At 41.6% G+C, this 25,294-nt stretch carries 25 protein-coding genes; 23 read left to right on the top strand and 2 right to left on the bottom strand.

Annotated features, from left to right (window positions below):
* Window positions 1-4: 4 nt before the first annotated feature.
* From J3L18_RS19455 to J3L18_RS19565, 23 genes are all read left to right on the top strand, one after another.
* Complete coding sequence (locus J3L18_RS19455; RefSeq protein ID WP_129569968.1) at window positions 5-937, top strand: glycosyltransferase family 2 protein; 933 nt, start codon at window positions 5-7, stop codon at window positions 935-937.
* The gene (locus tag J3L18_RS19460) at window positions 934-2,085 is read left to right on the top strand and encodes a glycosyltransferase family 9 protein (RefSeq protein WP_129569967.1); all 1,152 of its coding nucleotides are present in this window, start codon (window positions 934-936) and stop codon (window positions 2,083-2,085) included. The genes J3L18_RS19455 and J3L18_RS19460 overlap by 4 nt, the downstream gene beginning before the upstream one ends.
* Window positions 2,086-2,140: 55 nt before the next feature.
* Complete coding sequence (locus tag J3L18_RS19465; protein WP_129569966.1) at window positions 2,141-3,529, top strand: MBOAT family O-acyltransferase; 1,389 nt, start codon at window positions 2,141-2,143, stop codon at window positions 3,527-3,529.
* Window positions 3,529-4,638 (top strand): alginate O-acetyltransferase AlgX-related protein, encoded by a 1,110-nt coding sequence (locus J3L18_RS19470; RefSeq protein ID WP_129569965.1) that lies wholly within the window; start codon window positions 3,529-3,531, stop codon window positions 4,636-4,638. The genes J3L18_RS19465 and J3L18_RS19470 overlap by 1 nt, the downstream gene beginning before the upstream one ends.
* A gap of 20 nt (window positions 4,639-4,658) precedes the next feature.
* Window positions 4,659-5,495, top strand: a complete 837-nt coding sequence (locus J3L18_RS19475; protein WP_129569964.1) for a glycosyltransferase family 2 protein — start codon at window positions 4,659-4,661, stop codon at window positions 5,493-5,495.
* A gap of 42 nt (window positions 5,496-5,537) precedes the next feature.
* Window positions 5,538-6,479: a glycosyltransferase family 9 protein gene (locus J3L18_RS19480; protein WP_129569963.1), complete on the top strand. Its 942-nt coding sequence runs from the start codon at window positions 5,538-5,540 to the stop codon at window positions 6,477-6,479.
* Window positions 6,472-7,398: a glycosyltransferase gene (locus J3L18_RS19485; protein WP_129569962.1), complete on the top strand. Its 927-nt coding sequence runs from the start codon at window positions 6,472-6,474 to the stop codon at window positions 7,396-7,398. Before J3L18_RS19480 ends, J3L18_RS19485 begins: the two co-directional genes overlap by 8 nt.
* Window positions 7,388-8,242, top strand: a complete 855-nt coding sequence (locus tag J3L18_RS19490; protein WP_129569961.1) for a hypothetical protein — start codon at window positions 7,388-7,390, stop codon at window positions 8,240-8,242. Before J3L18_RS19485 ends, J3L18_RS19490 begins: the two co-directional genes overlap by 11 nt.
* Before the next feature lie 102 nt (window positions 8,243-8,344).
* Entirely contained in the window at window positions 8,345-9,169 is an 825-nt protein-coding gene (locus J3L18_RS19495; RefSeq protein WP_129569960.1) for a glycosyltransferase family 2 protein, read from the top strand.
* A gap of 3 nt (window positions 9,170-9,172) precedes the next feature.
* On the top strand, window positions 9,173-10,105 hold the full coding sequence (locus tag J3L18_RS19500) for a hypothetical protein (protein ID WP_129569959.1): 933 nt from the start codon (window positions 9,173-9,175) through the stop codon (window positions 10,103-10,105).
* 11 nt (window positions 10,106-10,116) lie between these two features.
* Entirely contained in the window at window positions 10,117-11,034 is a 918-nt protein-coding gene (locus J3L18_RS19505; RefSeq protein ID WP_129569958.1) for a glycosyltransferase family 2 protein, read from the top strand.
* A 10-nt stretch (window positions 11,035-11,044) separates the two neighbouring features.
* Window positions 11,045-12,205, top strand: coding sequence for a glycosyltransferase family protein (locus J3L18_RS19510; RefSeq protein ID WP_129569957.1), 1,161 nt, complete (start codon window positions 11,045-11,047; stop codon window positions 12,203-12,205).
* Between the two features lie 30 nt (window positions 12,206-12,235).
* A complete protein-coding gene (locus J3L18_RS19515) occupies window positions 12,236-13,264 on the top strand; it encodes a glycosyltransferase family 4 protein (RefSeq protein WP_091174013.1) in 1,029 nt (342 codons plus the stop codon).
* Entirely contained in the window at window positions 13,261-14,478 is a 1,218-nt protein-coding gene (locus J3L18_RS19520; RefSeq protein ID WP_091174015.1) for a glycosyltransferase family protein, read from the top strand. The genes J3L18_RS19515 and J3L18_RS19520 overlap by 4 nt, the downstream gene beginning before the upstream one ends.
* Window positions 14,479-14,481: 3 nt before the next feature.
* Complete coding sequence (locus J3L18_RS19525; protein ID WP_223266185.1) at window positions 14,482-15,765, top strand: glycosyltransferase family protein; 1,284 nt, start codon at window positions 14,482-14,484, stop codon at window positions 15,763-15,765.
* On the top strand, window positions 15,752-16,642 hold the full coding sequence (locus J3L18_RS19530) for an FkbM family methyltransferase (protein WP_129569956.1): 891 nt from the start codon (window positions 15,752-15,754) through the stop codon (window positions 16,640-16,642). Before J3L18_RS19525 ends, J3L18_RS19530 begins: the two co-directional genes overlap by 14 nt.
* Window positions 16,643-17,800, top strand: a complete 1,158-nt coding sequence (locus J3L18_RS19535) for a glycosyltransferase family 4 protein (RefSeq protein ID WP_129569955.1) — start codon at window positions 16,643-16,645, stop codon at window positions 17,798-17,800. It begins immediately after the preceding gene.
* A gap of 97 nt (window positions 17,801-17,897) precedes the next feature.
* Window positions 17,898-19,307 carry an exosortase Y-associated Wzy-like protein gene (locus tag J3L18_RS19540; protein ID WP_129569954.1) on the top strand — a complete coding sequence of 470 codons (1,410 nt, stop codon included), beginning with the start codon at window positions 17,898-17,900 and terminating at the stop codon, window positions 19,305-19,307.
* Between the two features lie 82 nt (window positions 19,308-19,389).
* Window positions 19,390-20,013: a class I SAM-dependent methyltransferase gene (locus tag J3L18_RS19545; RefSeq protein ID WP_129569953.1), complete on the top strand. Its 624-nt coding sequence runs from the start codon at window positions 19,390-19,392 to the stop codon at window positions 20,011-20,013.
* Entirely contained in the window at window positions 20,010-20,873 is an 864-nt protein-coding gene (locus tag J3L18_RS19550; protein WP_129569952.1) for a glycosyltransferase family 2 protein, read from the top strand. The genes J3L18_RS19545 and J3L18_RS19550 overlap by 4 nt, the downstream gene beginning before the upstream one ends.
* A complete protein-coding gene (xrtY, locus tag J3L18_RS19555; protein ID WP_129569951.1) occupies window positions 20,870-21,436 on the top strand; it encodes an exosortase Y in 567 nt (188 codons plus the stop codon). The genes J3L18_RS19550 and xrtY overlap by 4 nt, the downstream gene beginning before the upstream one ends.
* The gene (locus J3L18_RS19560) at window positions 21,402-21,974 is read left to right on the top strand and encodes a putative colanic acid biosynthesis acetyltransferase (RefSeq protein ID WP_223266184.1); all 573 of its coding nucleotides are present in this window, start codon (window positions 21,402-21,404) and stop codon (window positions 21,972-21,974) included. Before xrtY ends, J3L18_RS19560 begins: the two co-directional genes overlap by 35 nt.
* A gap of 31 nt (window positions 21,975-22,005) precedes the next feature.
* Window positions 22,006-23,577: a hypothetical protein gene (locus tag J3L18_RS19565; protein ID WP_129569950.1), complete on the top strand. Its 1,572-nt coding sequence runs from the start codon at window positions 22,006-22,008 to the stop codon at window positions 23,575-23,577.
* On the opposite strand, the gene obgE is transcribed toward J3L18_RS19565, so the two are convergent.
* Together obgE and J3L18_RS19575 are read right to left on the bottom strand one after the other, a co-directional pair.
* Window positions 23,570-24,577, bottom strand: coding sequence for a GTPase ObgE (gene obgE / locus J3L18_RS19570; RefSeq protein ID WP_090530054.1), 1,008 nt, complete (start codon window positions 24,575-24,577; stop codon window positions 23,570-23,572). The two genes, J3L18_RS19565 and obgE, sit on opposite strands and share 8 nt — an antisense overlap.
* Window positions 24,578-24,689: 112 nt before the next feature.
* The gene (locus tag J3L18_RS19575) at window positions 24,690-25,268 is read right to left on the bottom strand and encodes an adenylate kinase (protein WP_090530057.1); all 579 of its coding nucleotides are present in this window, start codon (window positions 25,266-25,268) and stop codon (window positions 24,690-24,692) included.
* Window positions 25,269-25,294 lie beyond the last annotated feature (26 nt).

Here is a 25,294-nt window from a genome sequence, read left to right on the forward strand (position 1 = left end):
AAACATGAACCTTCCGGATCTTCAGTCTTACCGTTCAAACTTTATCAATAAAGGCGTTCAATTGCCCCTGCCCATAGTAGCCGGTACCGAAAACGGACTATTGCACCAGTTGCCCCCACCTCCGTTCGGCAAAGCCGGCTGGCCCTGGGATGAGCAGGTTGCACAAACGGTTTATGATAATAAAATAAACTGGCCTAAGCTTACCATCGTAACCCCATCATATAACCAGGCCGGTTTTCTGGAGCAAACCATCAGGGCTGTGCTTTTGCAAAATTATCCCAACCTGGAGTACATCATCATCGATGGTGGCAGTACCGATCAATCCAAACAGATTATTGAAAAATACGCCCCATGGCTTAGCTATTATCAAAGCGAAAAAGATAATGGCCAAAGCAATGCCATTAATCAGGGGTTCAGTCTTTCATCGGGCCGGTACCACGCCTGGATCAATAGTGATGATTACTATCTTAAAGGCGTTTTCCATAAGGTGTTAAATAAATTCATGAGCACCAATACAGATTTTATATACGGTTACGGGAACGACTACAATGTTGTGTCCGGCAAAACAACCACAACGCGGGTATTGCCTTTTATTGATTATTTTATCAAGATCCCGAGCCTTGTGCAGCCCTCCACTTTTTGGAGCGCCGCCATTCATGAACCCGTTTGGGAGGAGCTTCATTGCTCTCTTGATTTTGAATTATGGCTCAGGCTGGTAAAAGGACACAGCAGGGCATTAATCAAAGAGCCACTTTCCGTTGCCAACGTGCATGACCAGGCCAAAACTCATTCGCCAAAAATGAAGGCGCAATGGGAGGCCGATCATCAGAAAATATGGGGAACAGATGCTCACGGCACTGTTTATGAATGGAAGAAAATTGTTTTTTTTAACAGGATCAGGATCAAATTATATAAGGTATTTGGATATTACTCATGATGTTACTAAAAAGAAGTACAAACAAGATCCTGAGGATCTTATTCCGTTTCTTTAACGAAACGTCCCTTCCTTTTAAAAGTAACCGGATTTTAATTGTAAGACTTGATGCTCTTGGCGATTACATTCTTTTCAGAAACTATATAAGATGTATCAAACACGCACCAAAATTTAAAGGCTATAAACTGACGCTCCTTGGGAATATAGGATTTAAAGATATAGCCGAGGCATATGATAAAAATGTCATCGATGAATTTATCTGGATAACGCCATCAATAATTTATGATATAAACAAAAAAATAAGGTTATCATTAGCCATTAAAAAAAAGGCATTTGATATCTTAATCAATCCGGTTCATTCAAGAGTATTGCACACTGATGAGTTTATATCCCAACTTGGAGCCAAACAAAAGATTTGCAGCAGCGGGGATGATACTAATATGGAATCATTAGAAGAATTAAAACGCTCTTATAAATTTTATGACAGTATTATAGATGTTCCCGGAACTGATTATTTTGAATACCTGAGAAATCACAAATTTATTGAAACCCTTACAGGTCAGAGAATTGATACCTTATTAAATTTGCCAACCGAAAGTAAGTCAACCAAAAAAAGGGCCTTGCAATTGGTAATATTTCCCGGTGCGGGCCAGGAGTATAGAAGGTGGGGAACAAACTTATTTGCAACAGCAATTGATTCCATAATGGCAAATTCAACATTTAAAGTTACGGTTACAATTGCGGGCTCATCTGCAGATTCATGCCTGGCTACGGAAATAATATCACAATCAAAAAACAAAGAAAAAATTGAGGATAAAACCGGTAAAACTAATCTTGTTGAATTAATTGAACTTATCAACAATGCAGATTTACTAATTTCAAATGATACCAGTGCTATACATATAGCTGCAGGTACACAAACTACCGCAATTTGTATCTCTAATGGCAACCATTTCGGTCGTTTTGTCCCCTATCCCTTAACCATTGCAAACAATATATACACGTTTTATCCTTCTGAAGAGTTTAACAATAAAGATAATTATGCGTTACTCAACGATTTATACAAGCGCGGCTCCAACCTGAATATCAACAATGTCGATCCTATAATTATCAGTAATAAGGCAATATCAATTCTTAATAATGCAAGCTAAACCAGGCGCTGACGTCAAAATTATTGTAAACTAAATTATATATCTGCTTTTTTAAATGCTTTTTAACTCCCTGTTGTTCCTTGTATTTTTTGTAATTGTAACCATTACATATTACCTGCTGCCACATAAATTAAGATGGATGTGGCTTTTAGCCGCAAGCAGCTATTTTTACATGTACTTTAAGCCGGTATACATCCTCATCATTCTGTTTACCATTATTGTTGATTATTGTGCCGGTATCCTGATAGAAAAAGCCACAGGCAAAACCCGCAGGTTTTATCTCATTTTAAGCCTGATCACCAATATTGGTGTACTGGCCTTTTATAAATATTTCAACTTTTTGGCCGCGAACCTGAATTTGCTATCTGACACATTCCATGGCCCGCAATTACCATTGCTTGATTTTATATTGCCTATTGGCTTATCGTTCCATACATTCCAGGCTATGAGCTACACCATTGAGGTTTACCGGGGCAATCAACCCGCCGAGCGTCACTTTGGCCTTTATGCCTTGTATGTAATGTTTTACCCGCAAATGGTAGCAGGCCCAATTGAACGGCCCCAGCATATTTTGCCCCAGTTACACCGGGTGAACAATTTCCGAAGCAGTAACTTGATAACTGGTTTATTTTTTATGGCGATGGGCCTGTTTAAAAAAGTGGTGATTGCCGATAGACTGGGCCTTTACGTCGACCCTGTTTTCAATAATCCGCATGGTCATTCGGCACTTGAACTGCTCGTAGCTACCTATTTTTTTGCATTCCAGATCTATTGCGACTTTAGCGGGTATTCGGATATCGCGGTTGGCACGGCCCTCGTTTTGGGTATCGAGCTAATGCAGAATTTTAACTTGCCCTATCTCGCCTCCAATGTTTCTGATTTTTGGAAACGCTGGCATATCTCACTTTCCACCTGGTTTCGTGATTATTTGTATATCCCGTTGGGGGGCAGCAAGATTAATTTCCGGGTAACCTGCATTAACCTGCTTATCGTATTTATGATAAGCGGCCTGTGGCATGGCGCCAACTGGAAATATCTTGTTTGGGGCCTGATTCATGGTTTGCTGCTCGTTGCTTACCAGTTATTCAACAAGTACGATATCGGGATCAAAGGCTTTACCTTCCTGAAATGGCTTTTCACTTTTAACCTGGTTTCTCTTGCCTGGGTGTTTTTCAGGGCAGCTACAGTATCCGATGCTTTTTATATTTTAAGTAAAATATTGGCCGGTAAAGGATTTACCTATTCGGCCGGTAATTTGATGTCTGTCCCTGAACTTTGGTATTGTGCCTTTATTATCATTATCCTGCTTTTAGGCGAACGTTATTTGCGAAAAGCGAAAGATTATTCAAACACAACAAAGGCGGTCATTATAGGCGGGCTTATCCTTGCCTGTTACTTTTTAGGGATCTTTAACGAAGCTCAGTTTATTTATTTCCAGTTTTAATGCGTAAGGTTACCAGTTTATTCATATTGCTCATTAGTGTTGCGTTGCTGCTTAGTTCCATGAACCGGTCATTCATCAATAAATTATATTTTGACAAATATTTCAGCCACATTTATTCCAAAACAACAAAGGAAACCAACTGGTATAAAGCCTTTTTTTCCTATTCGGACAAGTGGCGCTATGGCGATCTTTACGGCATGTCAAATCTGCCTCAATACAAATTTGAACTCGAACTTTTTAAACACTACAACCCCAAACCCGGCAGGCAAAACACCAATAGGATATTATATATTATAGGCGACAGCTTTTTGGCAGATAAAATACTTTACGGCGCTTTTGATGCATTTGATAATGTAATTTTCCTTGATCGTCGTTTTGCCTTCGGTCCAATTAAACTGGATAGTACCAAACAAAACTATCTCATAATGGAATTTGCCAAGCGTAACCTGGTCACCTATGATATCAGCAAAACAGATGAAACAAGGTGGACAAGTAATGAAATTAAAAATGGCCTGAATTTTAGTAATGCCCCCCGGTTGGGTAACCAACCGCCGGCAGCATCTATTTTTGAACGGGTAGGCAATATCATCTTTAATAAGGCACTAAGCCGCAATCTTGAACTAATTCTTTTTGATAATAAACTGGCAACCTCTTTCAAAGAGGTCAAAGCATCACTCAACTATAAACTTTTTAATCGCGTAGCCAAAGAGGTAACGGAGAGTACTGATAAAAAAAGGCTTTTTTATAATACTACCGTCGATACCGCCAGTTTACAGTCAGCATTTAGGCCTAAAACCAGGGCCGCTTTAGATTCTATAGTCCGCAAACTGGATATTGCACGCGATTATTATCGGGCTATTGGCTTTAAAAAGGTTTTCCTTTCAGTGATCCCAAATGCAGTTTCAATCTATGACGATAAACGGATGCCTTATAATCATCTGTTAGAAAGAGTTGAGCAAAAAACTGATCTTCCTGTAATACCACTATACAAAACTTTCAAAGCCGAGAAGCGCAATCTATTCTACCGCAGTGACACACACTGGAACCCGCAGGGCTTGGATACCTGGGTAAATGAAGCGGACAAGGTATTAACATCAAACCTCAATTGAAGCCATTTTTTTCAATCGTCATGCCGTTGTATAATTGTGAGGGCACCTTACAGCAGGCATTAGATAGCATCAATTGCCAGGCTTTTAAAAACTACGAACTGGTTTTGGTTGATGGTGGTTCAAATGATGATACACAGTATATCATCAGTAATTTAAAAAAAACAGGTAAGGTTAGTATCCAGTTCATTTCTGAACCCGACAAGGGCATTTATGATGCTATGAACAAAGGAATTGATATGGCGAGCGGTCAATGGCTTTATTTTATGGGTGGCGATGATACTTTCAACAGCTCCGCAGTGTTGGATCAGGTTTATCAGGCCATCCAAAATGAACCTGCTGATCTTATATATGGTAATGTAACAGGCGCTACATCAAAGACGAAATATACGGATGATACTATTGATAAAGTATTATCACGCGGTATCCATCACCAGGGCATTTTTTATAAACGCGGGATATTTAATTACACCGGTAAATACAACATAAAGTTTAAGGTAGCTGCTGACTACCATTTAACATTGAAAGTATTTTGTAACCCCGTATTTAAAACCAAATACATCAATCTGGATATCGCGCGTTTTGGCGAGGCTGGTTTAAGCTCATCAACTTATGACTATCGTTTTTTCAGTTATCATTATAAGTTTCTGTCAACACGTAAAGCCCTCGGCAATATCAATGATAAAGCCACATGTTTGCAGCAATCAATTTACTGCTGCCTGTGGCTGGCGAAGGAAAAACAAAGCATAACTTTTGCCTGGTTCAATATTTTATACTACATAACTGGGTTAAACGGGCTGAACATTCCATTCAGGTTTAAAACCTTTTTACGAATGATGTACTGGAGTATGAAAAGGTAAGATGATAATACGCTTAGCTGTTGGAAGCCTCAAAGCAATATTTTGAAAAACCGAATTAAAACTATAAAATCAACGCTGTTTTACTTTTATAAATACGGTATACCATCCTATATCATTGCTTTTGGCGAATCACTGGGCGATAATCTGCTGCTCACCGTATTAAGCCGGGAGCTCTACGGGCGCAGACATAAAAATATTTGGGTAAAAAGTAACCAACAACAACTCTTTGAGCATAATCCGAATATCAAACTTATTTTACCTTTTGGGGCATTATTATCGGGTATGCTTCTTAAAGCCTTCAACGTAAAAACTGTTTTTCCCAAATACACAGTTTATCACCCCGAAACCGACGGCGACGAAATACCCGAAAAGCATATCATTTTAAAAATGGCTGACGATTTACAGCTTAAAGGTAAAATAGATCTTAAGCCTGTTTTAGTTTTAACGGCTAATGAACGGGAAGCCGCGCAGTGGGCAAAAAACCATATCGTAGTAACAACATCCGGCTCGGCAGCATTGTTCCCAATGGGTAACAAAGAATGGGACGTTAAAAAATATCAACAAGTTGTTGATCTGCTTTGTCAAACCCATAAATTCATCCAGTTAGGCTCTCAAACAGATGCACCTTTGAAAAACGTTATCGATCTGCGCGGGAAAACTACGATCCGGCAAACAGCCGCTATATTAAGTAATGCCGCCCTTTTGGTATCGCATGTAGGGTTTATGATGCATTTGGCACGCTCAGTCGACTGCCGGTCGGTAATCATATATGGTGGGCGCGAAAGGCCAGACCAATCGGGGTATATCAGTTTTAAAAATGTATATTCTGCGGTTGAATGCTCACCATGCTGGTTACATAATACCTGCCATTACGATAAAAAGTGCATGCAAATGATTTTACCTTGCACTGTTGAGGCGGCTGTAATAGAACAATTGGCTTTAATTAACGAACCTTTACCTGCCGATATCTTATATAATGGCTAAATTAAGCGTAATCATCCCTACTTATAACCCGGATACAGCAAGATTACAGCAAACGCTTTCGGCCTTAAAAAGCCAATCACTGCCTGCCAACCAATGGGAGTTAATCATTATCGACAATAATTCATCTAACAATTTCCGGCAGCAGCTTAATTTAAGCTGGCACCCTGCCGTTCAAATTATAGATGAAACAAAGCAAGGTTTAACCTATGCCCGGCTTAAGGGTTTCAATGAATCAACGGGCGATATTATAGTAATGGTTGATGATGATAATATGATTGAAGGCGGCTATCTTGAAAAAGCCCTTAGTATATTTGGCCAGAATCCCAAAATGGGCGCTATAGGTGGTAAATCAATCCCATTGTTTGAAACTAACCCTCCCGAATGGCTGTGGGAGTTTTACGGAAGCCTGGCCCTGCGCGACCTTGGCGATACCCCCTTAACAGCGGCATGGAATAATCAATATCCAATAGCTGCACCCATAGGCGCAGGGATGGCTATAAAACGCGAAGCGCTATCATCCTATTTGGAAAAAATAACACAGGGCAAAAACAACATCAGCGACAGGTTGGGTAACTCCTTAAGCTCCGGCGGCGATAACGATATTGTGCTCGAGATCCTTAAAGGCGGCTGGCAGGTTGGTTATTTCCCTCAGCTCATACTACAACATATTATTCCTGCTCAACGTATGCACGCAGGTTACCTTGCACGTTTGCTTAACAATACCAATAAATCATGGGTGCAGCTACTGCAAAGCCACGATATAAACCCATGGCAACAAATCACAAAATCGGGGGCTACATTACGGAAAGCTAAAGCCTGGTTTATCTACAAAGCGTGGAAAAACGCTGCGGCATATATAAAATGGCAGGGCGCATGCGGTATGTATGACGGGCTTATAAAGAACAACCATGCTCAATAAAATAAGCAATTCACTGGCTTATCGCTTACCAGTACTTTACAGGAGCTTACTTAAATATAAGCCCCTTGTTGTAGGGCAGCCCAAAGCATCATTGGCTTATACTGTACTTATGATGACAGGCAAAAGCATCATAGATATGACGTGCCTGGCCGTATATTCTATTGCAAAATATTGGGAAGAGATTCCTAAACTGATCATCGCATCCGACGGATCGTTATCTCCGGAAGAAATCAAAAGTAAATTTAAGTTTTGGCCGGGTGAGCTTATTGTTAACCACTGGCAACAAAGCGCGGTATATCATCAGGGTAAAAACAGGATCAATCTTTTAAACTATGCCGAGAGCCATGTGCTTGGCAAAAAATTGGCTGTGATACTTCACCAGGCCGAGATCCAACCTGTAATATGGATAGACAGTGACATACTTTTTTACGAGGATTTTAAAAAACATATTCCCCAACATAACGGGTTTGTTTGCGGCGGAAGCCAGGAGGGACACTCAACTTATGATGACCGCGTTTTGAATTTCTACGGTAATAACCTCTATGATACTTATACCTTCAGTTCGGGCTTATTAATTATTTATGGGCCCAGAATTTGCGAAGACTTTCGGCTGGAGGAATTATTGTTTCACGTAAGTAACTATGTGCATTATTTTACCGAACAAACTATTTTTGCTCATATAGCAAGTTCATCAATTGGAATACCCTGGACAACAGAGATTATAAAAAACGATCACCAGGATAACCAACAGATTAAGCCTATGAAAAAAAAAGGAATCGTGGGCAGGCATTATACTGCAAACGTCCGGCATTTATTCTGGCGCGACTCGTTGTTTAATTTATAGCTTTCCTTGTTACAACAAGTCATTAATTTTTTATACCGCAATCCGCGTTCACAATTACAAAAATTCAGGCGTTTTGGTGGCTATTTCAATTACCGAAACATAATGAACGGGCGTAGGGAGATGGAACAGCGTTCGCTTGAGTTGCCCCCGGTAGTTTCACATACTAATGGGTTGCCGATTTACTTTTTAACAGGTAAAAACTACCTGTACCAAACGCTTTACTGCATCCAATCGTTAATTAAGTCAACTGCTGCGCAATTTAAATTCATATTGGTTGATGACGGCAGCTTTAATGCTGCACTGATGGAGAGGGTAGCAAAACAGCTGCCCGGCGCACAGGTAATTACAGTGAAGCAAATCAGTGAAAACCTGCAAAACACGTTGCCCGAAACACGTTATCCGTACCTGCATAAAAAAAGAGCTGTATATCCTCACATTAAAAAACTAACCGATGTGCACACCATCCCAGGCGATGACTGGAAACTGGTACTGGATTCGGACATGCTTTTTTGGCACGACCCCAGAGAGATAATTACCTGGCTTTACGCCCCGCAACAACCTTTGCACATGATTGATTGTACAGAAGCTTATGGATATCCTCAGCAATTAATGGAACAACTGACCGGAGCACCTGTAAAACCGTTGCTTAATGTGGGGGCTATCGGTTTAAAAAGTGAAGCTATTGATTGGGACAAGCTGGAAAACTGGGTTAAAACACTGGAGGAGCAGGAAGGAACTTCTTATTATTTAGAGCAGGCGTTATCGGCCATGATGATAGCCGACACTGATGCTGCTGTTTTAAAAGCCGGAGATTATATTGTTAACCCCGGCCCGGATCAGATAAAAAACAAAACAGGCATTCTTCATCACTATGTCGACCTTTCAAAAGAAGGTTATTTTAAACAAGCCTGGAAACATTTTTTATAGCCTGTGTCATTAGGTAAAATAGCATACAAGTATTTTTTTAAACCAACCTTTTCGATAAGGTATCATATCAGTCATTTTGGGCTAAAGGGTTGGCTGAACATGCAGCGGGGCGAGCAGCAAATGAAAAAAGCTGCCTTAAAGTTCCCCCCGCTTAGTCTGTCAAAACAAAAGATCCTGAATGTAAGCTTCCTTACCGGGGCAAAATACTGGCACCAAACCATTTTTTGTGCCTATACACTTGCCCACTTTTCGGATGGCGAGATAGGGATCAGGTTATACTCAGACGGAACACTTACCGACGAGCAAATCGGTTTTATAAACCAGGTATTGCCAGGTATTGAAACCATATCCGAGCAACAGGTATTACAACATCTCAACCTTGTTTTACCACAACATACATTTCCAACGTTACGGCATTTGCGTAACTGGCACCCCTTTTTCCGCCGGTTGATTGATATTCATACCTCACCATCCTGGGCAATCCACATGGATAGCGATATGATCTTTTTTGGTAAACCCAATCAAATTATTGAAGCATATCAACGCAAAACAGCAGTTTATATGAAAGAGCAGCTGGCAAGCTCATATTTTGTGGACAGTGAGGATACACTTAAGGATAAATACGGTATCAATTGTATAAAAAGTGTTAACGGCGGCATTATAGCCTACGATAACGCCAGGGTTGACTACACCGATCTTGAAGAAAAAGCTAAACTGTTGTTACAGCATTACCCCCAGGCGGGCCCGGCACAGGTTGAGCAAACGCTGATGAGCTATATGCTACATCATCAAAACGCTGCGGCACTTGATGAAAAATCATACAGCATTTTTTACGATGACAAGCCCGATTTAAGCAGGCCCAATATTGTCCGTCATTATATTTTTAAGGCCAAACTGCCTTATCTTACTTCAGAGTGGAAAAAAGTAATCCTTTAGTTTCTGTTTGCATGCCGGCATATAACGCGGGCAAATATATTGCAGAGGCCGTAAGTTCGGTACTTGAGCAAACCTACACCAACTGGGAGCTTATTATTGTTAACGATGGTTCTACTGATGATACTTCCATCGCACTTAAACGGTTTACCGATCCGCGCATCAGCGTCCATCAGCAGGAAAACAGCGGGCAGTGTGCTGCTGCAAATAAAGCCTTTAGTCTTTCGAAAGGCAGGCTTATTAAATTTATGGATGCCGATGACATGATTTCGTCTGGCTTTATTGCAGAACAGGTCAAACGTATTGGTGATAGTGAAAATGCAATAGCCTCCGCTGCCTGGGGACGTTTCTATAATGATGACATTCGCGCATTTAAATTAAATGAAGAGTTCATCAGGCAGGATTGCAAACCAATTGACTGGCTGGTGTCATCCATGCATGGCAAACAAGCTATGATGCAATGCGCCTTATGGCTAATCCCAAGGGCCGTGCTTGAAAAATCGAATTTATGGGACGAGCGTTTAAGCCTTGTAAATGATTTTGAATTTATTACACGCGTGTTGTTGCAAGCAAGTGAGATTCGCTTTGCTCAAAACGCTGTGTTGTATTACCGGAGCGGTATAAGCAATTCGTTGTCCGCGTTAACTTCCAGGCGAGGAATTGAGTCGGCTTTTACCTCTATTTATGAAGGTACAACATACATGCTTCAGCATGAAAATAGCCCAAGAGTAAGAACCGCCGTTGCCGATTGCCTGCAAAACTTTGTTTATGCATATTATCCCTACTATCCTGATATTATAAACAAAGCCCAACAACGCATTAATGAGTTAGGCGGTTCAAAAGCTAAATATCCGGCAGGTGGTTACACAAAAATGCTAAACCGGATTATCGGCTGGAAATTAACACAAAAATTTAAAGCCTTATTTGGCTAATAGTTTATCCATGCGCATACTGCTTTCATTTTTACAGGATAAAGTAAGCAGACCACATCCTGTACCTTCATATCGTTTTTGGCAGCATTATATTAAAAATGGTATTGTTGAGGCGGAGATGAGCTATATTGAAGTACCGGAGGTTGACTGGGCGGAAGGATTAGTGTATGACGAAGGTTCGGTTGCGTTGCAAAACTGGCAGGAACGGAGCTGGCAGGCAACCCTCAATTACATCAAAGCCAACCGGCAAAATATCGACATTTTTTTAAGCTACCTGTATCCCAAACAAATACTTGCAAAAGCAATAGAACAAATCAGGAAAATGGGCATTCCATGTGTTAATTTTTATTGCGATAGCGTGCGGGAATTTAAAACAGTACCGGCAAAGTTCAGGATCTTTGATCTGATCTGGGTACCCGAGTATGAGGCTTTGCCTCTCTACAGGAAGGCAAGGGTCAAACATATCAACTTACCGATGCCGATGTGGGTTGAACCCCAATTAAGGTGTCGCACCCCGCTTCATGAAATACCGGGGGTATCATTTATCGGTTCAAAAGACATCCTGCGGGAAAACCTGTTAGGCCAGGCCATTCAAAAAGGCCTGCCGGTAAGCGTTCGTGGAGCCGGCTGGTTAGCACAGAGTGCAGGTCCTGTATTTGTTCCTGGTTCTGCTTATTTAAAACTTATTAATCAGGTTAACTTCGTAAAACAGCAGGGCTTTTCCGGCTTAGCAATCAAAGGGCTTCAGCAACTGACCAAATTTACTGTAGTCCCGGTTGGCGACGATCATATATTTCCAAGACCAGATTTTGACGAGTATATCAACATCACTCAAAGCAGCATGGTTACTTTGGGGATTAACCGGGTGCCAACTTTTAAACGTACACATAATAAACCACTAACCTACTCACGCTTGCGGGATATAGAAGCGCCAATGCTTGGCGCCTGCTACCTTACCGAATATTGCGAAGGCATTGAGCAGCTTTATGATACCGATAACGAAATTAACGTTTACCGCACGGTTGATGAATTGGTACAAAAAACTACTGAACTGCTCAACAATAAAGAAAAAAGGAATAAATTAAGAATCAACGGGCAGCAAAGGGTCTTGAACGACCACGCCATTCCGTCATCGCTAAAAAAAATAAAGAAGGCCCTTTTTGGCACCTAAGCTTACCGATAAGCTGTTGTACCCAACAAATTGAAAATAGCCATTATAGTAAATCCGCTGATCCCGGTGCCTCCCGAGCAATACGGCGGCATCGAACGCATTGCTTTTATGCTGATCCAGGAACTTAAAAAAAAAGGCCACGATATTACCCTGTATGCCAATGAACATTCGCAGCCGGGCTGTAAACTCATCGGTTACCGTGAATCGGCTCATTATGGCGTTAAAGATCTGCTGAAAATTAACCGGCTTACGTCAAAAATTGCTTTTCAGCATTTTGATATTGTACATACCTTCGGTCGCATGAGCAATATTGCGTTGCTAATGTTAAGCCGAATCCCAAAAATCGTATCCTATCAGTTGCCCCCTACCGTATCGCAGGTAAAAAAGGCGGTAAGTATCGCTCATAAAAACACATTGAAATTTACCGCTTGCAGCAATTACATAGCCAATCAAATCAATGCGTTTGCTGATGTAACTACCATTTATAACGGGGTGGATTTAAACGACTACGATTTTAATGCAGGTGTTCCCGATGATGCCCCGCTCGCTTTTTTAGGCCGGATCCAACATGAAAAAGGGACAGCTATTGCCATACACACGGCAAAAAAAACAAATCAAAAACTGGTAATAGCAGGCAATGTACCCAATGAGCCAATACACCAGCAATATTTTAATGAACAGGTAAAACCCCATATTGATGGCGAGCAGATCAAGTACATAGGCCCGGTCAATAACCGTCAGAAAAATGACTTGCTTCGTAACTCAAAAGCTTTCCTGATGCCGGTAACCTGGGATGAGCCCTTTGGTATTGTAATGGCCGAAGCACTGGCCTGCGGTACACCCGTTATCGGTTTTAATCGCGGCGCAATACCGGAGATAGTAACTAACGGATTAAACGGTTTTGTGTGCGATATGGAGGCCGACATGATAACGGCGATTAACAGCATTGACTCAATCAGCAGGGCCAGCTGCCGGAAGATAGCGGAACAAAAATTTAGTGCCGGTGTACTGGCCAAACAATACGAAGAATTATACCAACTGGCACGGGACAAAGATTGAAGAACGTTACTTTTATAACTACCGGCCAGCCAACTACTAACCCTCGCCTCGTGAAGGAAGCCGAAACTTTGCACAAGCTTGGTTATAGTGTTAAAGTGATCTGCTGTTTTTACCAGCAATGGGCCCAAAAAACCGATGAAGCTTTAACAGGCAAATATCCCGGTATGTACATTTATTGCGGTGGTGATCCGGTGATACAAAAAGCAACTTACCTTAAAACCCGCATTCGCCAAAAGTTAAGTACGCTGCTGTTTAAATATACCCGGCATTTCGATATACCTGAGAACGCTATCAGCCGCACACATACCGAAGCATTGTCTAAAGCTAAAAAAATAAAAACAGATCTTTATATCGCCCATAACCTCGGCGCCTTGCCCGCAGCCATACAGGCAGCAAAACATTACAACGTAAAAGTTGGTTACGATGCGGAAGATTTGCATTCGGGACAGTTTGCATCAACTCATAATGAAGGTTACAAACTCAATAAATACATTGAAGAAAAATACTTTCCCTATGTTGATTATTTTACTGCCGCCAGTCCCCTCATTGCAGAATTTTATCAACGCCAATACCGCTATTTAAAGCCTGTTGTAATAAACAACGTGTTTCCTAAAACAGCGCTGCAAATCAGCCCTAATTATAAAGCTCACGAACCATTAAAACTGTTTTGGTTTTCGCAAACAGTAGGCCCCGAACGAGGATTGGAAGATGTAATTAAAGCAATAGCTGCTACAAATGGGCATGTTCGGTTACACTTGTTAGGCAGCAGCAATGAAACTTACAGATATGCATTGTTGAACCTTGCCAAAGAACTTAAATTAAATGCAGACCAGTTGTGGTTTCATGAGCCCATTGGAGCGGGCGAGATTTTCGATTTCGCGAACCAGTTTGATATTGGCATAGCCACCGAAACAGGCATTCCTTTAAACAGGGATATCTGCCTTACCAATAAAATTTTTACCTACATACAATGTGGACTGGCAATGATAGTGAGCGATACGCAGGCGCAAGCCTTATTTATGGAGCAATATCCGGGTACAGGAAAACTATACCAAAAAAGCAACCTGCAATCACTAACGGATTGTATCAGCTTTTACCTCCAAAACCCGGATATTTTATACCAAACCCGTTTACAAAACTACCAGCTTGGCCAAACAGCATTAAACTGGGAAACCGAAAGCCGTACCTTTTTAAGTCTTGTTCAAAAAGTATAACAATTGAATAAAAAGCTGCTCATTATTTCGCCATACTTCCCGCCGGTAAACGCGGCAGATATGCAGCGCGTGAGGATGAGCCTCCCTTATTTTGCAGCCTGCGGCTGGGATGCCGAAGTGGTGACCATTGATGCCCAGTATGCCGACCTGGCAAAAGACGAATTGTTGTTGCAAAGTCTCCCTCCGGGCATTAAAGTTCACAAAGTGAAAGCGCTCAGCAAGGCACTCACTTCAAAAGTTGGGTTGGGCAGTATTGCCATCCGCTCGTTATGGTATTACCGCAAAACGGTTAACTGCCTGCTGAAGAACAACAAATTTGATCTTATTTATTTCTCAACCACACAGTTCCCGGTTTGTACGTTGGGTGCTTACTGGAAAAAGCGATTCGGGGTTTCCTACGTCATTGATATGCAGGACCCCTGGCATTCCGATTATTATATCAACAAACCTAAAAGCGATCGGCCGCCAAAATATTGGTTCGCTTACCGTTTAAATAAATACATGGAACCCATCGCCATAAAAAATGCGTCCGGGATTATCAGTGTATCTGCCGGTTACATTGATCAGCTCAAATTACGTTACCCGGTAATTCAAAAAGTTCCGGCCGCTACTATAACCTTCGGGGCATTTGAGCCCGATCTGCAAATAGCTAAAACTAACCAAAAAAATTTTGCAGGGTTGCTTCATGACGGCTTTATCAATGTGGTATATATCGGCCGCGGAGGGAAGGACCTTCACAAGGCCATTAGCCCGGTGTTCGACGCATTAAGAACCGGATTGAATACCAATAAAGAGCGGTTTGACAAAATCAAACTCTACTTCATCGGTACCAGTTATGCCCCCGCCGGGCAAGGGATCGCTACTATCCTTCCCCTGGCAAAACAATATGATATGGAAGAACATCTTGTTGAAATTACCGACCGCATCAGCTACTATCAAGCTTTGCTCACATTGCAGCTGGCCGACGCTCTTTTTATACCTGGGTCAGATGATCCTAAATACACAGCATCAAAAATATTCCCATACCTGCTCACAAAAAGGCCGGTTTTGGCCGTATTTAATGCCGCAAGCTCTGCTATACCTATTATGCAGCAGTACGGTGTAGAACATGTTTACAACTATGATGACGTTACCTCCGAAAACTTATTTATATTTTTTGAGCAATTAATTAAGGGTAATTTCCAGACTGTTGAATATAATGCTGATGCCATCGAAAAATATTCGGCACTTGAAATGACGTTGGCGCAGTGCCGGTTATTTGATAGAATTATTTATGAACGCCATTAAACGAACTGTCGGCTTTATTTTAAAACATCCTTTGGGAAAAAAACATCCGGCAAAAGCCTTATGGCGGTTTGCCTGGTGGCAGGTACAGTCAAGGCTTTCAAGGTCGAAGTTCATTATAAAACCTTTTGTTGGTGATGTTAAGTTTTATGCAACCAAGGGGCTGAGGGGTATTACCGGTAATATATACACGGGGTTACATGAATTTAATGATATGGCCTTTCTGCTTCATTTTTTAAAGCCGGAAGATATCTTTTTTGACATTGGCGCGAATGTAGGTTCATATACGCTGTTGGCTTCCGGCATAGCCAAAGCTAATAGTGTTACACTTGAACCTGTTAAAGCAACTTTTGATATTTTAAACAGCAATATCGGGCTTAATTATTTGCAGAGCAAAGTAAAGCTTATTAATGCCGGCGCCGGCGCAACAGCGGGCGAGATCAGATTTTCGGCCGATGAAGATACCGGAAACCATGTTATTACTAAAGATGAGAAAGGCAAAAACACTGTTATCGTACCTATAATCACTATTGATTCACTATTGGAAACATACAAACCCGCTCTTATCAAGATAGACGTGGAAGGTTTTGAGACCGAAGTGCTTAAAGGAATGGGATCTACCCTTGATTCGCCTCTGCTAAAGGCCATCATCATTGAGCTTAACGGTAGCGGCGGCCGGTACGGTTTTAGCGATCAGGATATTCACAAGTTGTTACTGTCAAAAGGTTTTAGGGCCATTGTCTATGATCCTTTTAAACGCGTTTTAACCAGGTTAGATACCTTTGGTGCATACAATACTATTTACTGCAGAGACATTGAACTGATAAACCATCGCCTTCAAAATGCAAAAAGTATTAATATAATGGGTGAGACCATCTGAATGAAAAATTTGGCCATAGTTATCACTCATCCTATACAGTATTATGCACCGGTATTTAAGCTCCTGTATGAACGGCAAAAAATAAACGTCATGGTATTTTATACCTGGGGCGAAGGCGGTTTGCAAAAATTTGATCCAGGCTTTGGTAAAACTATCACTTGGAACCTTCCGCTCCTTGAGGGTTATCCTTATGAGTGGGTAAAAAACATTTCGACCGATCCCGGCTCGCATCATTCAAAAGGAATTGATAATCCCGATCTTATCAGTCAAATAAATAACTGGCAGCCCGATGTTATTATGGTGTACGGCTGGTTTTACAAAAGCCATCTCAAAATCCTCAAATATTTTAAAGGCAGGGTACCTGTTATTTTCCGGGGCGATTCAACTTTACTTGATGATAAAGGCGGTATCAAATCCGTATTGCGAAGCCTGTTTTTAAAGCGGATTTACCGCCATATTGATTTTGCACTATATGCAGGGTCAAACAATAAGGCTTATTTTAAAAAATGCGGTTTAAAAGAAACGCAGTTATTTTTTGCACCGCATGCTGTAGATAATGATCGCTTTGCCGAAGACAGGACCAATGAAGCCCTTACCCTTCGCAAACAGTTAGGAATAGCTGATGATGAAAAACTCCTGCTTTTTGCAGGCAAGTTTGAGCATAAGAAAAACCCGCTGTCGCTGCTTGAAGCATTTATCGACGTAACACAGCCGGGCACCCATCTGCTATTTGCAGGAAATGGTATTTTGGAGATAGAACTGAAAAATAAAGCAAGCCGGCATAAAAACATCCACTTTATTGATTTCCAAAACCAGCTTTATATGCCGGTGGTTTATCAGGCATGTGACATTTTTTGCCTCCCTTCAAAAGGCCCCGGTGAAACCTGGGGGCTGGCCATAAACGAGGCGATGGCCTGTGGCAAGGCCATATTGATATCAAACAAAGTAGGCGCGGGCACCGATTTGGTAAAGGATTATGAAAACGGACTTATCTTTAACGCGAATGACGGGGTTGATCTAAAAAGCAAGCTAAAAACATTGCTACTCTATGATAAAACCGCTTTATTTACAATGGGGCAACAGTCCAGGGAAATTATTGAAGGTTGGAGCTTTGTCAAACAGGTTGAAGCGATAGAACAATTGGTGTTAAGTCAATAGTATTAAATCTTAACTCACAAGTTTGGTTTCTGACCTTTTTTTACTTATAACTTCGAACTAATGGCAAAAGGCAATTTATCAATAACATAATTAATAAATGCAGCAAAGCAAATCGATAGAACGATATATTGTGTTGTTTATACCATGGCTGCTGGCACTGGCATGTAAAAGTGATAGCGTGTTATCCTATTTTATTGCATGGGGGGGCTCATTTTTTATATTCCTGATAACACTTACCGGCTGGGTACGTCCAATCCCCGACGACCGCCCCATGGCCGAACAGTTGATGAGGCCCTTATTTATTATCCAGATAATTTTTGCGGGGTACATGTGCAGCACATCCATCTTTTATTTTATGAATACCCTCGGCTATGAAAATTTCAAGCACGTGTTTATTCACACGTTAAAGGATAAAGACACTCTGGGCTTAATTGCCCAATGCCAGCGCTATTACTGCCTTGGGCATGCTTCATTTGTGATGGGCATACTTATTTTCATGAATTATCCGGTAATTAAAAAATACTACGTCGAAACCGAAAGGCTGGCAAATCTGCTCATGACGTCGGCAATTGTCAGTTTTCCGCTTTCGCTGTTATTTCTTAAGATACCCGGCCTTTCCCAATTTTATTACCAGTTTAGCTCATTGAGCTTTATTGCCGGTACATTGGCGCTGGCCTTTGCCATACCACTAAAAAAAGGGGCCAATACGCTCATCTGCCTTTTACTATATGCCTTTAATTTTTATCAGGCGCTTACATCTGGGTTTAAAGAACCTATTATTATCAGCGTACTGGTTTTAGGGATCTTCCTATATCCTACCTATAAAAAATTAGTAACCATCACTTTTGTCCCTATCATTGTTTTATTATTTACGGTTTTACCAACATATAACCATATTTTCCGGGCCAATGCATGGAATGGAGATGCAGATAGCGACGAAGCTTCACAACTGGCCCTTGACGCAGCATTAAATAGTGATAACAGCGATGTTGACGAAACTAACTGGGATTTTTTGGTATATCGCTTAAGTGAGATCGATATGTTTACCCGCTTTGTGCAGTCGACACCTAAAAATGTGGATTTTTATGGATTGGATATTGTTAAACAATCGGCTATTGCGTTGGTGCCGCGGATTTTCTGGCCCTCCAAGCCAATTACCGAAGCCATGATCATGCAGCGCGTTTATGATGCCGGGGTGGTTAACCGTAACTCTACCGTATCAGCCAAACCCGCCTACATCGTTGATGCGTATCTTTCAGGAGGTGATTGGGGGATCTTTATTTTCCTTTTCGCTTACGGCGCCCTCGCACAGCTAATAGCTGTTAAAGCCGAAAAACTTTTTGGGGGATATATATTAGGCACAGCACTTATATTTTCGGGCCTGTTTCAGATCATGTGGCGCGGCATCAGTTTTGAGTTCCTGTTCAATACCATCTTCTGGAGCTATATCAGCATGCTGCTCATTCATAAGGCATTGTTAAATTCTAAAATTTTAAAAGAGATTTGAATTACGCAACCGATCGATATGATTTTGAAAGAACTGTCTTAATGAAAAAATATAAAAATGTGGATCCGCAAATAACCATCGCATGAGCGCTTATAAAGATTACGATTATCCCGATGCAAGCCCTTGCCATGTATTTAAGGAGCTCGAGAAACCGCTTATGTCGTTATTAAATAAGGATAACAACACCAGCATTCTCGACCTTGGCTGCGGCAATGGTCACCTGGTAAATTATTTATTAGCAAGGGGATTTAATGCTTATGGTATCGATGCATCTAAACCAGGCATTGCTATTGCCGATAAAATAAATCCCGGCAGGTTTTTCGTTCATGATCTTTCGGTTGAAGGGGTACCGGAGCCATTAAGAGCTATACAGTTTAATACCATTATATCAACTGAGGTTATTGAGCATTTGTACGACCCCTACGCGTTTATACGCCTTTGCCGGGATGTTTTAAGCGAATCAAAAGGTGAGCTCATCATCTCAACGCCTTATCATGGTTATTTAAAAAACCTGTTTTTGAGTATTTTAAATAAATGGGATAATCATATCAGCCCTTTGTGGCAGGGCGGGCATATCAAATTTTGGTCGGTTAAAACGCTGACACAAATCCTCAATGAACATGGATTTGAGGTAACAGCATTCAGGGGCTGCGGCAGGTTCCCTTATATTTGGATGAGCATGATCATTAAAGCCAAACTTAAGTGAGCGAGAGCCTGGATATTATTATCTTAACTTTTAACGAGGAAAAGAACATTGGCGACTGCCTGCAAAGCGCGGCGGTGCTAAAAGCCAATATCTATATTGTTGATTCAGGTTCAACGGATACCACACTGGCTATTTGCCAAAGGTACACGCAAAACGTCTTCAGCCATCCATTTGAAAATTATGCAGCCCAGCGTAACTGGGCTTTGAATAACCTGCCTTTAACAGGTACCTGGGTACTTAACCTGGATGCTGATCACCGGGTAACACCAGAGCTTGCCGCCCAGCTTAACGATATTTTCTCCAAGCCCATAGATGCTGAAACAAATGGTTTCCTGATCAGCAGGCGTACCCTATTTATGGGCAAATGGATCAAACATGGCGGCCACTATCCAACATACCACGCCAACCTGTTCAGGCGCGGCTTCGGGCATTGCGAAGAAAAATTGTATGATCAGCATTTTAAAGTTACCGGTAAAACGCAGGTACTTAAAACTGATATCATCGATGTAATAACCGATTCGCTTACCAGTTTCATTGCCCGGCATAATCATTGGGCAACGCTGGAGGCACAATACCTTGTTGAACAGCAAAACACCAAGGTTGTTGATGATAACGGCAAGCTGGTACATCCACGTTTATTTGGCAACCCTATGGAGCGGCGCCGGTATATGAAAAAACGATACGAGGCGTTTCCTTTATTTGTAAGGCCTGTAATTTATTTTACCGTAAGATACTTTATAAAATTGGGTTTTTTAGATGGAAAAACCGGGCTGGTATTCCATTTTTTACAAGGATTTTGGTTCAGGTTTTTGATTGATGCAAAAATTTATGAGTTACAAAAGGAGAGCAAAAAACAATGAAACAACGTGCTTTTTTAAATAACCCGGCGATACGGTTCGTGCTGTTGTTTGTATTGCTGTTTACCATTTTTTATAGCTTTAATATTTTCTTTTTCGGCATTACTAATCCCGGCGGAAATTATAACGCCTTTTTAGCCGAACACCTGAATTATATTGCGGCTTTGAGACAGGTTTTATTGGATTGCAGTGTCATGATCCTGAAGTGGCTTGGTTACGCTGCCATTGATAATAATTCCGAGTTACTGGTTGCGGGTAAAGGGACACTGGCTATTGTATACAGTTGTCTCGGCTTAGGGTTGGTCAGCTTCTTTTCGGCATTTGTGCTGGCCTATCCGTCTCCGTTGCGATCAAAATTGGTATTTCTCATTTCAGGCATTTTAGTTATCGAATTTTTAAACGTGATTCGTTTTGTTTTACTGGCCATCTTCTGGTCGAAAAAGGCAAACCGGATAGTTGATCACCATACCATTTTTAATATACTTCTTTACATTATTATAGCGTTTAGCCTGTATATTTGGATCAAACGTAATGATAAGCTTACCGGCGCTGATGTTCAGAACTGACCTTTCAACTTATAATAATTATCCTTATCATCCGGGCGGCAACGTTTTAAAACGCATTTTGTGGTACTACTGTAACGCCATATTCTTTAAAACAAGCATTATACCCTCAAGTGCGTTCAAAGCATTTTTGCTGAAGCTGTTTAGTGCCAAGGTGGGTAAAAATGTAACTATTAAGCCTTGCGTAAACATCAAATATCCATGGAACCTGCATATCGGCGATGAAAGTTGGATAGGTGAAAATGTATGGATAGATAGTTTAGTGCTCATCCATATCGGCGCGCACGTTTGCCTGTCGCAGGGGGCTGTGCTGTTAACGGGCAGCCACAATTACCAAAAAACATCCTTTGATTTGATAACCAAAGGCATAATTTTGGAAGACGGCGTGTGGATCTGCGCCGGGGCTATGGTAAATCCGGGCGTGACGGTAGCATCGCACGCGGTATTGACCAGCGGTTCTATCGCTACAAAAAACATGGAGGCGTACGGCATCTACCAGGGCAACCCGGCGGTAAAGATCAGGGAACGGGAAATCAGTTAAAACTTAAACATCATCTGCTTAAAATAATTATATGCTGAAACAGAAACTACAAACCCACCAAATCATTTTATTGGTTATTAGCGGGATTGTTTTCTTTATGGGCATTATGCTGATCATAGCCCCAGCCGCCATTTACCCCGACCCCAGCAAGGGCTTCCAGGTAATGCGCTCAATGGAACTGGGTTCGGCATTTAATGTCATGGTTAAACCCGATCAGAACGATATCAGCAAAAACACTTCAGAATTCCTCGCCTGGTGGTCGCCGGGGCAATACCTGGTGCCCTATTTCTTTAAACTTATTTTTGGCGTCAACACAGGTCGCGCTTCTTCAATAGTAACCCTGCTATTTTCGTTATCCGGCATTTTCGGCTTTTACTATTTCTTTAAAAAAGCAGGGTTTACACCAATGATCTCGGCTTTAAGTGTACTATTCATCGTAATTCAGTTATCTTTTTTTACACCTTATGTATTTTACAATGGTGGCGAGGTACTACTTTTTGGTTACACCGGCTGGTTTTTATACGGATGCATAGCCATTGAAAAAATAACCTGGAAACTGGCCGTATTCCTCTTTATAGGTGGAATATTAGGCTTCATTTGCAAATCGTCATTTTTATGGATGTATGCTGCCACTTGCTGTTTTTTATGGCTTAGGTTTTCTATGGAAACAAAAGACATCATTCGCTGGATAAAAAATGGCATATGGATAGGAGTCCCTGCGGTATTATCCTTATTTATGATCTATCATTTTTATCTTTCAAAAGGTGCTAACCCCTCATCGATAACCGGGGGCATAAAGCTGGTTTGGGAAACTTTTGGCTTTCCTTTGGCCTCGCCAATATTAACCGCTTTTTCGGTAGATGACCTTACAAACGGCCTTTTGTTTCATGATGACCCTCCCATGTTTACTTACTTTTGGGGGGTGATCATCGTGCTGATCTGTGCAGTATTAAGCATTTTATTAATTTGGTTTATTGTAAAAAAGGCGCCTCACAAAAATTATGCGCTGCTACTGGTGGTTTTTTATGTGGTATCGGTGTTGTTTTTCGGACAATCATTTTTGAGACAGGCCAATATTTCATATGAAGCAAGGCATTTGAGGCTCATCGGGCTTATCGCCGCACCCGGCATCATTTACCTGGTAAGCAGATTGCAAACTGGTTATAAATACCTGTTTTATTTTATATGTTTTGTAATAGCTTACTCCAGCTACAAATACTTTGTGCCAAGCTACTTTCAAAATAAAAATATCGGCGCAAGGGGATATTCGGGGATAGCACAGTTATTTATCGATCAGCCATCGCTAAACTATATCCGCAACCTCGATAAGCAAAACAACAACGCCATTTTTGTATTTAACAGCCCTGATCTGAGCCTGGAAATTGAACGCAACCGCACTATAACCGTTGAAACCATTGGCGCTGAAGTGGCAATCGATTATGATGACTACGTATATAATGGGCACGCCGGACCACTGTACATAGTTTTGCCCGCCGATTACATCGGTCCAAAATCAACTATCATGCGCAAATGTTTTCCTGGCTATACCGGCTTTAAAATGACGATGCTTAGTAATGACTACATTTTGTGGGAGGCTAAATAACGCTGGCGTTGATCTCTTTCCAGAGCAGGTCTTTTAGCTGATCGATATTTTTCTGGGCTACAGATGATATAAATATAGAGGGGATTCCATCGGGGATCTCCTTTTTCATTTCAGCCTGCAGCTCATCGTCGAGCATGTCGGTCTTGGTTATGGCTAACACACGAGGCTTGTGCATCAGTTCGGGATTATATTCTTCCAGTTCATGCAGCAGGATGCTGTATTCTTCTTTTATACTGCGCGATGTATCGGCAGGCACCATAAACAGCAATACCGAGTTGCGCTCAATATGTCTCAAAAACCTAAATCCTAAACCTTTGCCCTGTGATGCTCCTTCAATAATGCCCGGAATATCGGCCATTACAAATGAACGGCCGCCACGGTATGATACGATACCTAAATTAGGTACCAGTGTGGTAAAAGCGTAATCGGCAATTTCGGGCTTGGCAGCCGATACCACCGAAAGCAGGGTGGATTTACCTGCGTTAGGGAAACCTACCAAACCAACATCAGCCAGCACTTTTAGTTCGAGGATATTCCAGTCCTCACGGCCATCTTCGCCGGGTTGGGCAAAGCGGGGGGTCTGTTGGGTTGATGTTTTAAAATGCCAGTTGCCCAAGCCACCGCGGCCACCGGGAGTAAGGATCTTGGTTTCACCATCTTTGGTTATTTCAAAAAGTACTTCACCGGTTTCAGCATTTTTCACGGTAGTACCAAGGGGCACTTCCAATATTTCGTCGCGGCCGGTTTTGCCCGTACGCAATGAGCTGCCGCCCGAATCGCCATCACCGGCAATTACGTGTTTACGGTATTTAAGGTGCAGCATAGTCCACAGTTGGGCGTTACCTTTTACAATAACATGGCCTCCCCTGCCGCCGTCGCCACCATCGGGACCGCCTTTTGAAGTTAATATATCACGATGCAAATGGGCAGAACCAGCACCTCCGTGGCCTGAACGGCAACAGATCTTCACATAATCAACAAAATTTGAACCCTGCGACATAATTTTTGATTTAGACGGAAAGTCCGAAAGTCAGTAAAGTCCGAAAGTTAAGAATTTTAATCTTCCTAACCTGCGGACTTTACTGACTTCCGGACTAAAGACTTCCGAACGACTATTTTTTATACTCTTCAATTACATTAACAATAGCATCGAAGATTTCATCCACCGAACCTACGCCGTTAATGCTTTTAAATTTATTTTGATTTTGATAAAAACCAGCTACAGGAGCAGTTTTATCATTATACTCTTTAATACGCTTGCGGATCACCTCGGGATTGGCATCATCTGGTCTTCCAGATTCCTTACCACGCTCTAACAAGCGACGCTCCAACTCATCATCGCCAACTTCAAGGGCGATCATGCCCGAAATTGCCGATTGTTTTGATTCCAGTAACTCATCCAAAGCTTCTGCCTGAGCAACTGTACGTGGAAAACCATCAAAAATAAAACCTTTGGCGTCTTTATTAGCATCAAGCTTATTGCTGATCATGCCAATAACCACGGCATCCGGAACAAGCTTCCCTTCATCCATCAGTTTTTTAGCTTCTAAGCCCAACGCTGTACCTTGTGTAATCTCGCCACGTAACAAATCTCCGGTTGAAAGATGGATCAAATCGTATTTTTCAATAAGTTTTTTCGACTGAGTACCTTTCCCGGCTCCGGGAGGGCCAAACAAAACCAGATTTAGCATGCTCTTGATAAATTAAAAGCCTTTCG

Source organism: Mucilaginibacter gossypii, from assembly GCF_017569325.2.
GTDB classification, from domain to species: domain Bacteria; phylum Bacteroidota; class Bacteroidia; order Sphingobacteriales; family Sphingobacteriaceae; genus Mucilaginibacter; species Mucilaginibacter gossypii.

What these genes read in the sequence shown, in the direction of transcription:
- J3L18_RS19455 (WP_129569968.1), top strand. Translation starts at nt 5, where the DNA reads ATGAACCTTCCGGATCTTCAGTCTTACCGTTCAAACTTTATCAATAAA.
- J3L18_RS19460 (WP_129569967.1), top strand. Translation starts at nt 934, where the DNA reads ATGATGTTACTAAAAAGAAGTACAAACAAGATCCTGAGGATCTTATTC.
- J3L18_RS19465 (WP_129569966.1), top strand. Translation starts at nt 2,141, where the DNA reads ATGCTTTTTAACTCCCTGTTGTTCCTTGTATTTTTTGTAATTGTAACC.
- J3L18_RS19470 (WP_129569965.1), top strand. Translation starts at nt 3,529, where the DNA reads ATGCGTAAGGTTACCAGTTTATTCATATTGCTCATTAGTGTTGCGTTG.
- J3L18_RS19475 (WP_129569964.1), top strand. Translation starts at nt 4,659, where the DNA reads ATGCCGTTGTATAATTGTGAGGGCACCTTACAGCAGGCATTAGATAGC.
- J3L18_RS19485 (WP_129569962.1), top strand. Translation starts at nt 6,472, where the DNA reads ATGGCTAAATTAAGCGTAATCATCCCTACTTATAACCCGGATACAGCA.
- J3L18_RS19490 (WP_129569961.1), top strand. Translation starts at nt 7,388, where the DNA reads ATGCTCAATAAAATAAGCAATTCACTGGCTTATCGCTTACCAGTACTT.
- J3L18_RS19495 (WP_129569960.1), top strand. Translation starts at nt 8,345, where the DNA reads ATGAACGGGCGTAGGGAGATGGAACAGCGTTCGCTTGAGTTGCCCCCG.
- J3L18_RS19505 (WP_129569958.1), top strand. Translation starts at nt 10,117, where the DNA reads ATGCCGGCATATAACGCGGGCAAATATATTGCAGAGGCCGTAAGTTCG.
- J3L18_RS19510 (WP_129569957.1), top strand. Translation starts at nt 11,045, where the DNA reads ATGCGCATACTGCTTTCATTTTTACAGGATAAAGTAAGCAGACCACAT.
- J3L18_RS19530 (WP_129569956.1), top strand. Translation starts at nt 15,752, where the DNA reads ATGAACGCCATTAAACGAACTGTCGGCTTTATTTTAAAACATCCTTTG.
- J3L18_RS19535 (WP_129569955.1), top strand. Translation starts at nt 16,643, where the DNA reads ATGAAAAATTTGGCCATAGTTATCACTCATCCTATACAGTATTATGCA.
- J3L18_RS19540 (WP_129569954.1), top strand. Translation starts at nt 17,898, where the DNA reads ATGCAGCAAAGCAAATCGATAGAACGATATATTGTGTTGTTTATACCA.
- J3L18_RS19545 (WP_129569953.1), top strand. Translation starts at nt 19,390, where the DNA reads ATGAGCGCTTATAAAGATTACGATTATCCCGATGCAAGCCCTTGCCAT.
- xrtY (WP_129569951.1), top strand. Translation starts at nt 20,870, where the DNA reads ATGAAACAACGTGCTTTTTTAAATAACCCGGCGATACGGTTCGTGCTG.
- J3L18_RS19560 (WP_223266184.1), top strand. Translation starts at nt 21,402, where the DNA reads ATGATAAGCTTACCGGCGCTGATGTTCAGAACTGACCTTTCAACTTAT.
- J3L18_RS19565 (WP_129569950.1), top strand. Translation starts at nt 22,006, where the DNA reads ATGCTGAAACAGAAACTACAAACCCACCAAATCATTTTATTGGTTATT.
- obgE (WP_090530054.1), bottom strand. Translation starts at nt 24,577, where the DNA reads ATGTCGCAGGGTTCAAATTTTGTTGATTATGTGAAGATCTGTTGCCGT.
- J3L18_RS19575 (WP_090530057.1), bottom strand. Translation starts at nt 25,268, where the DNA reads ATGCTAAATCTGGTTTTGTTTGGCCCTCCCGGAGCCGGGAAAGGTACT.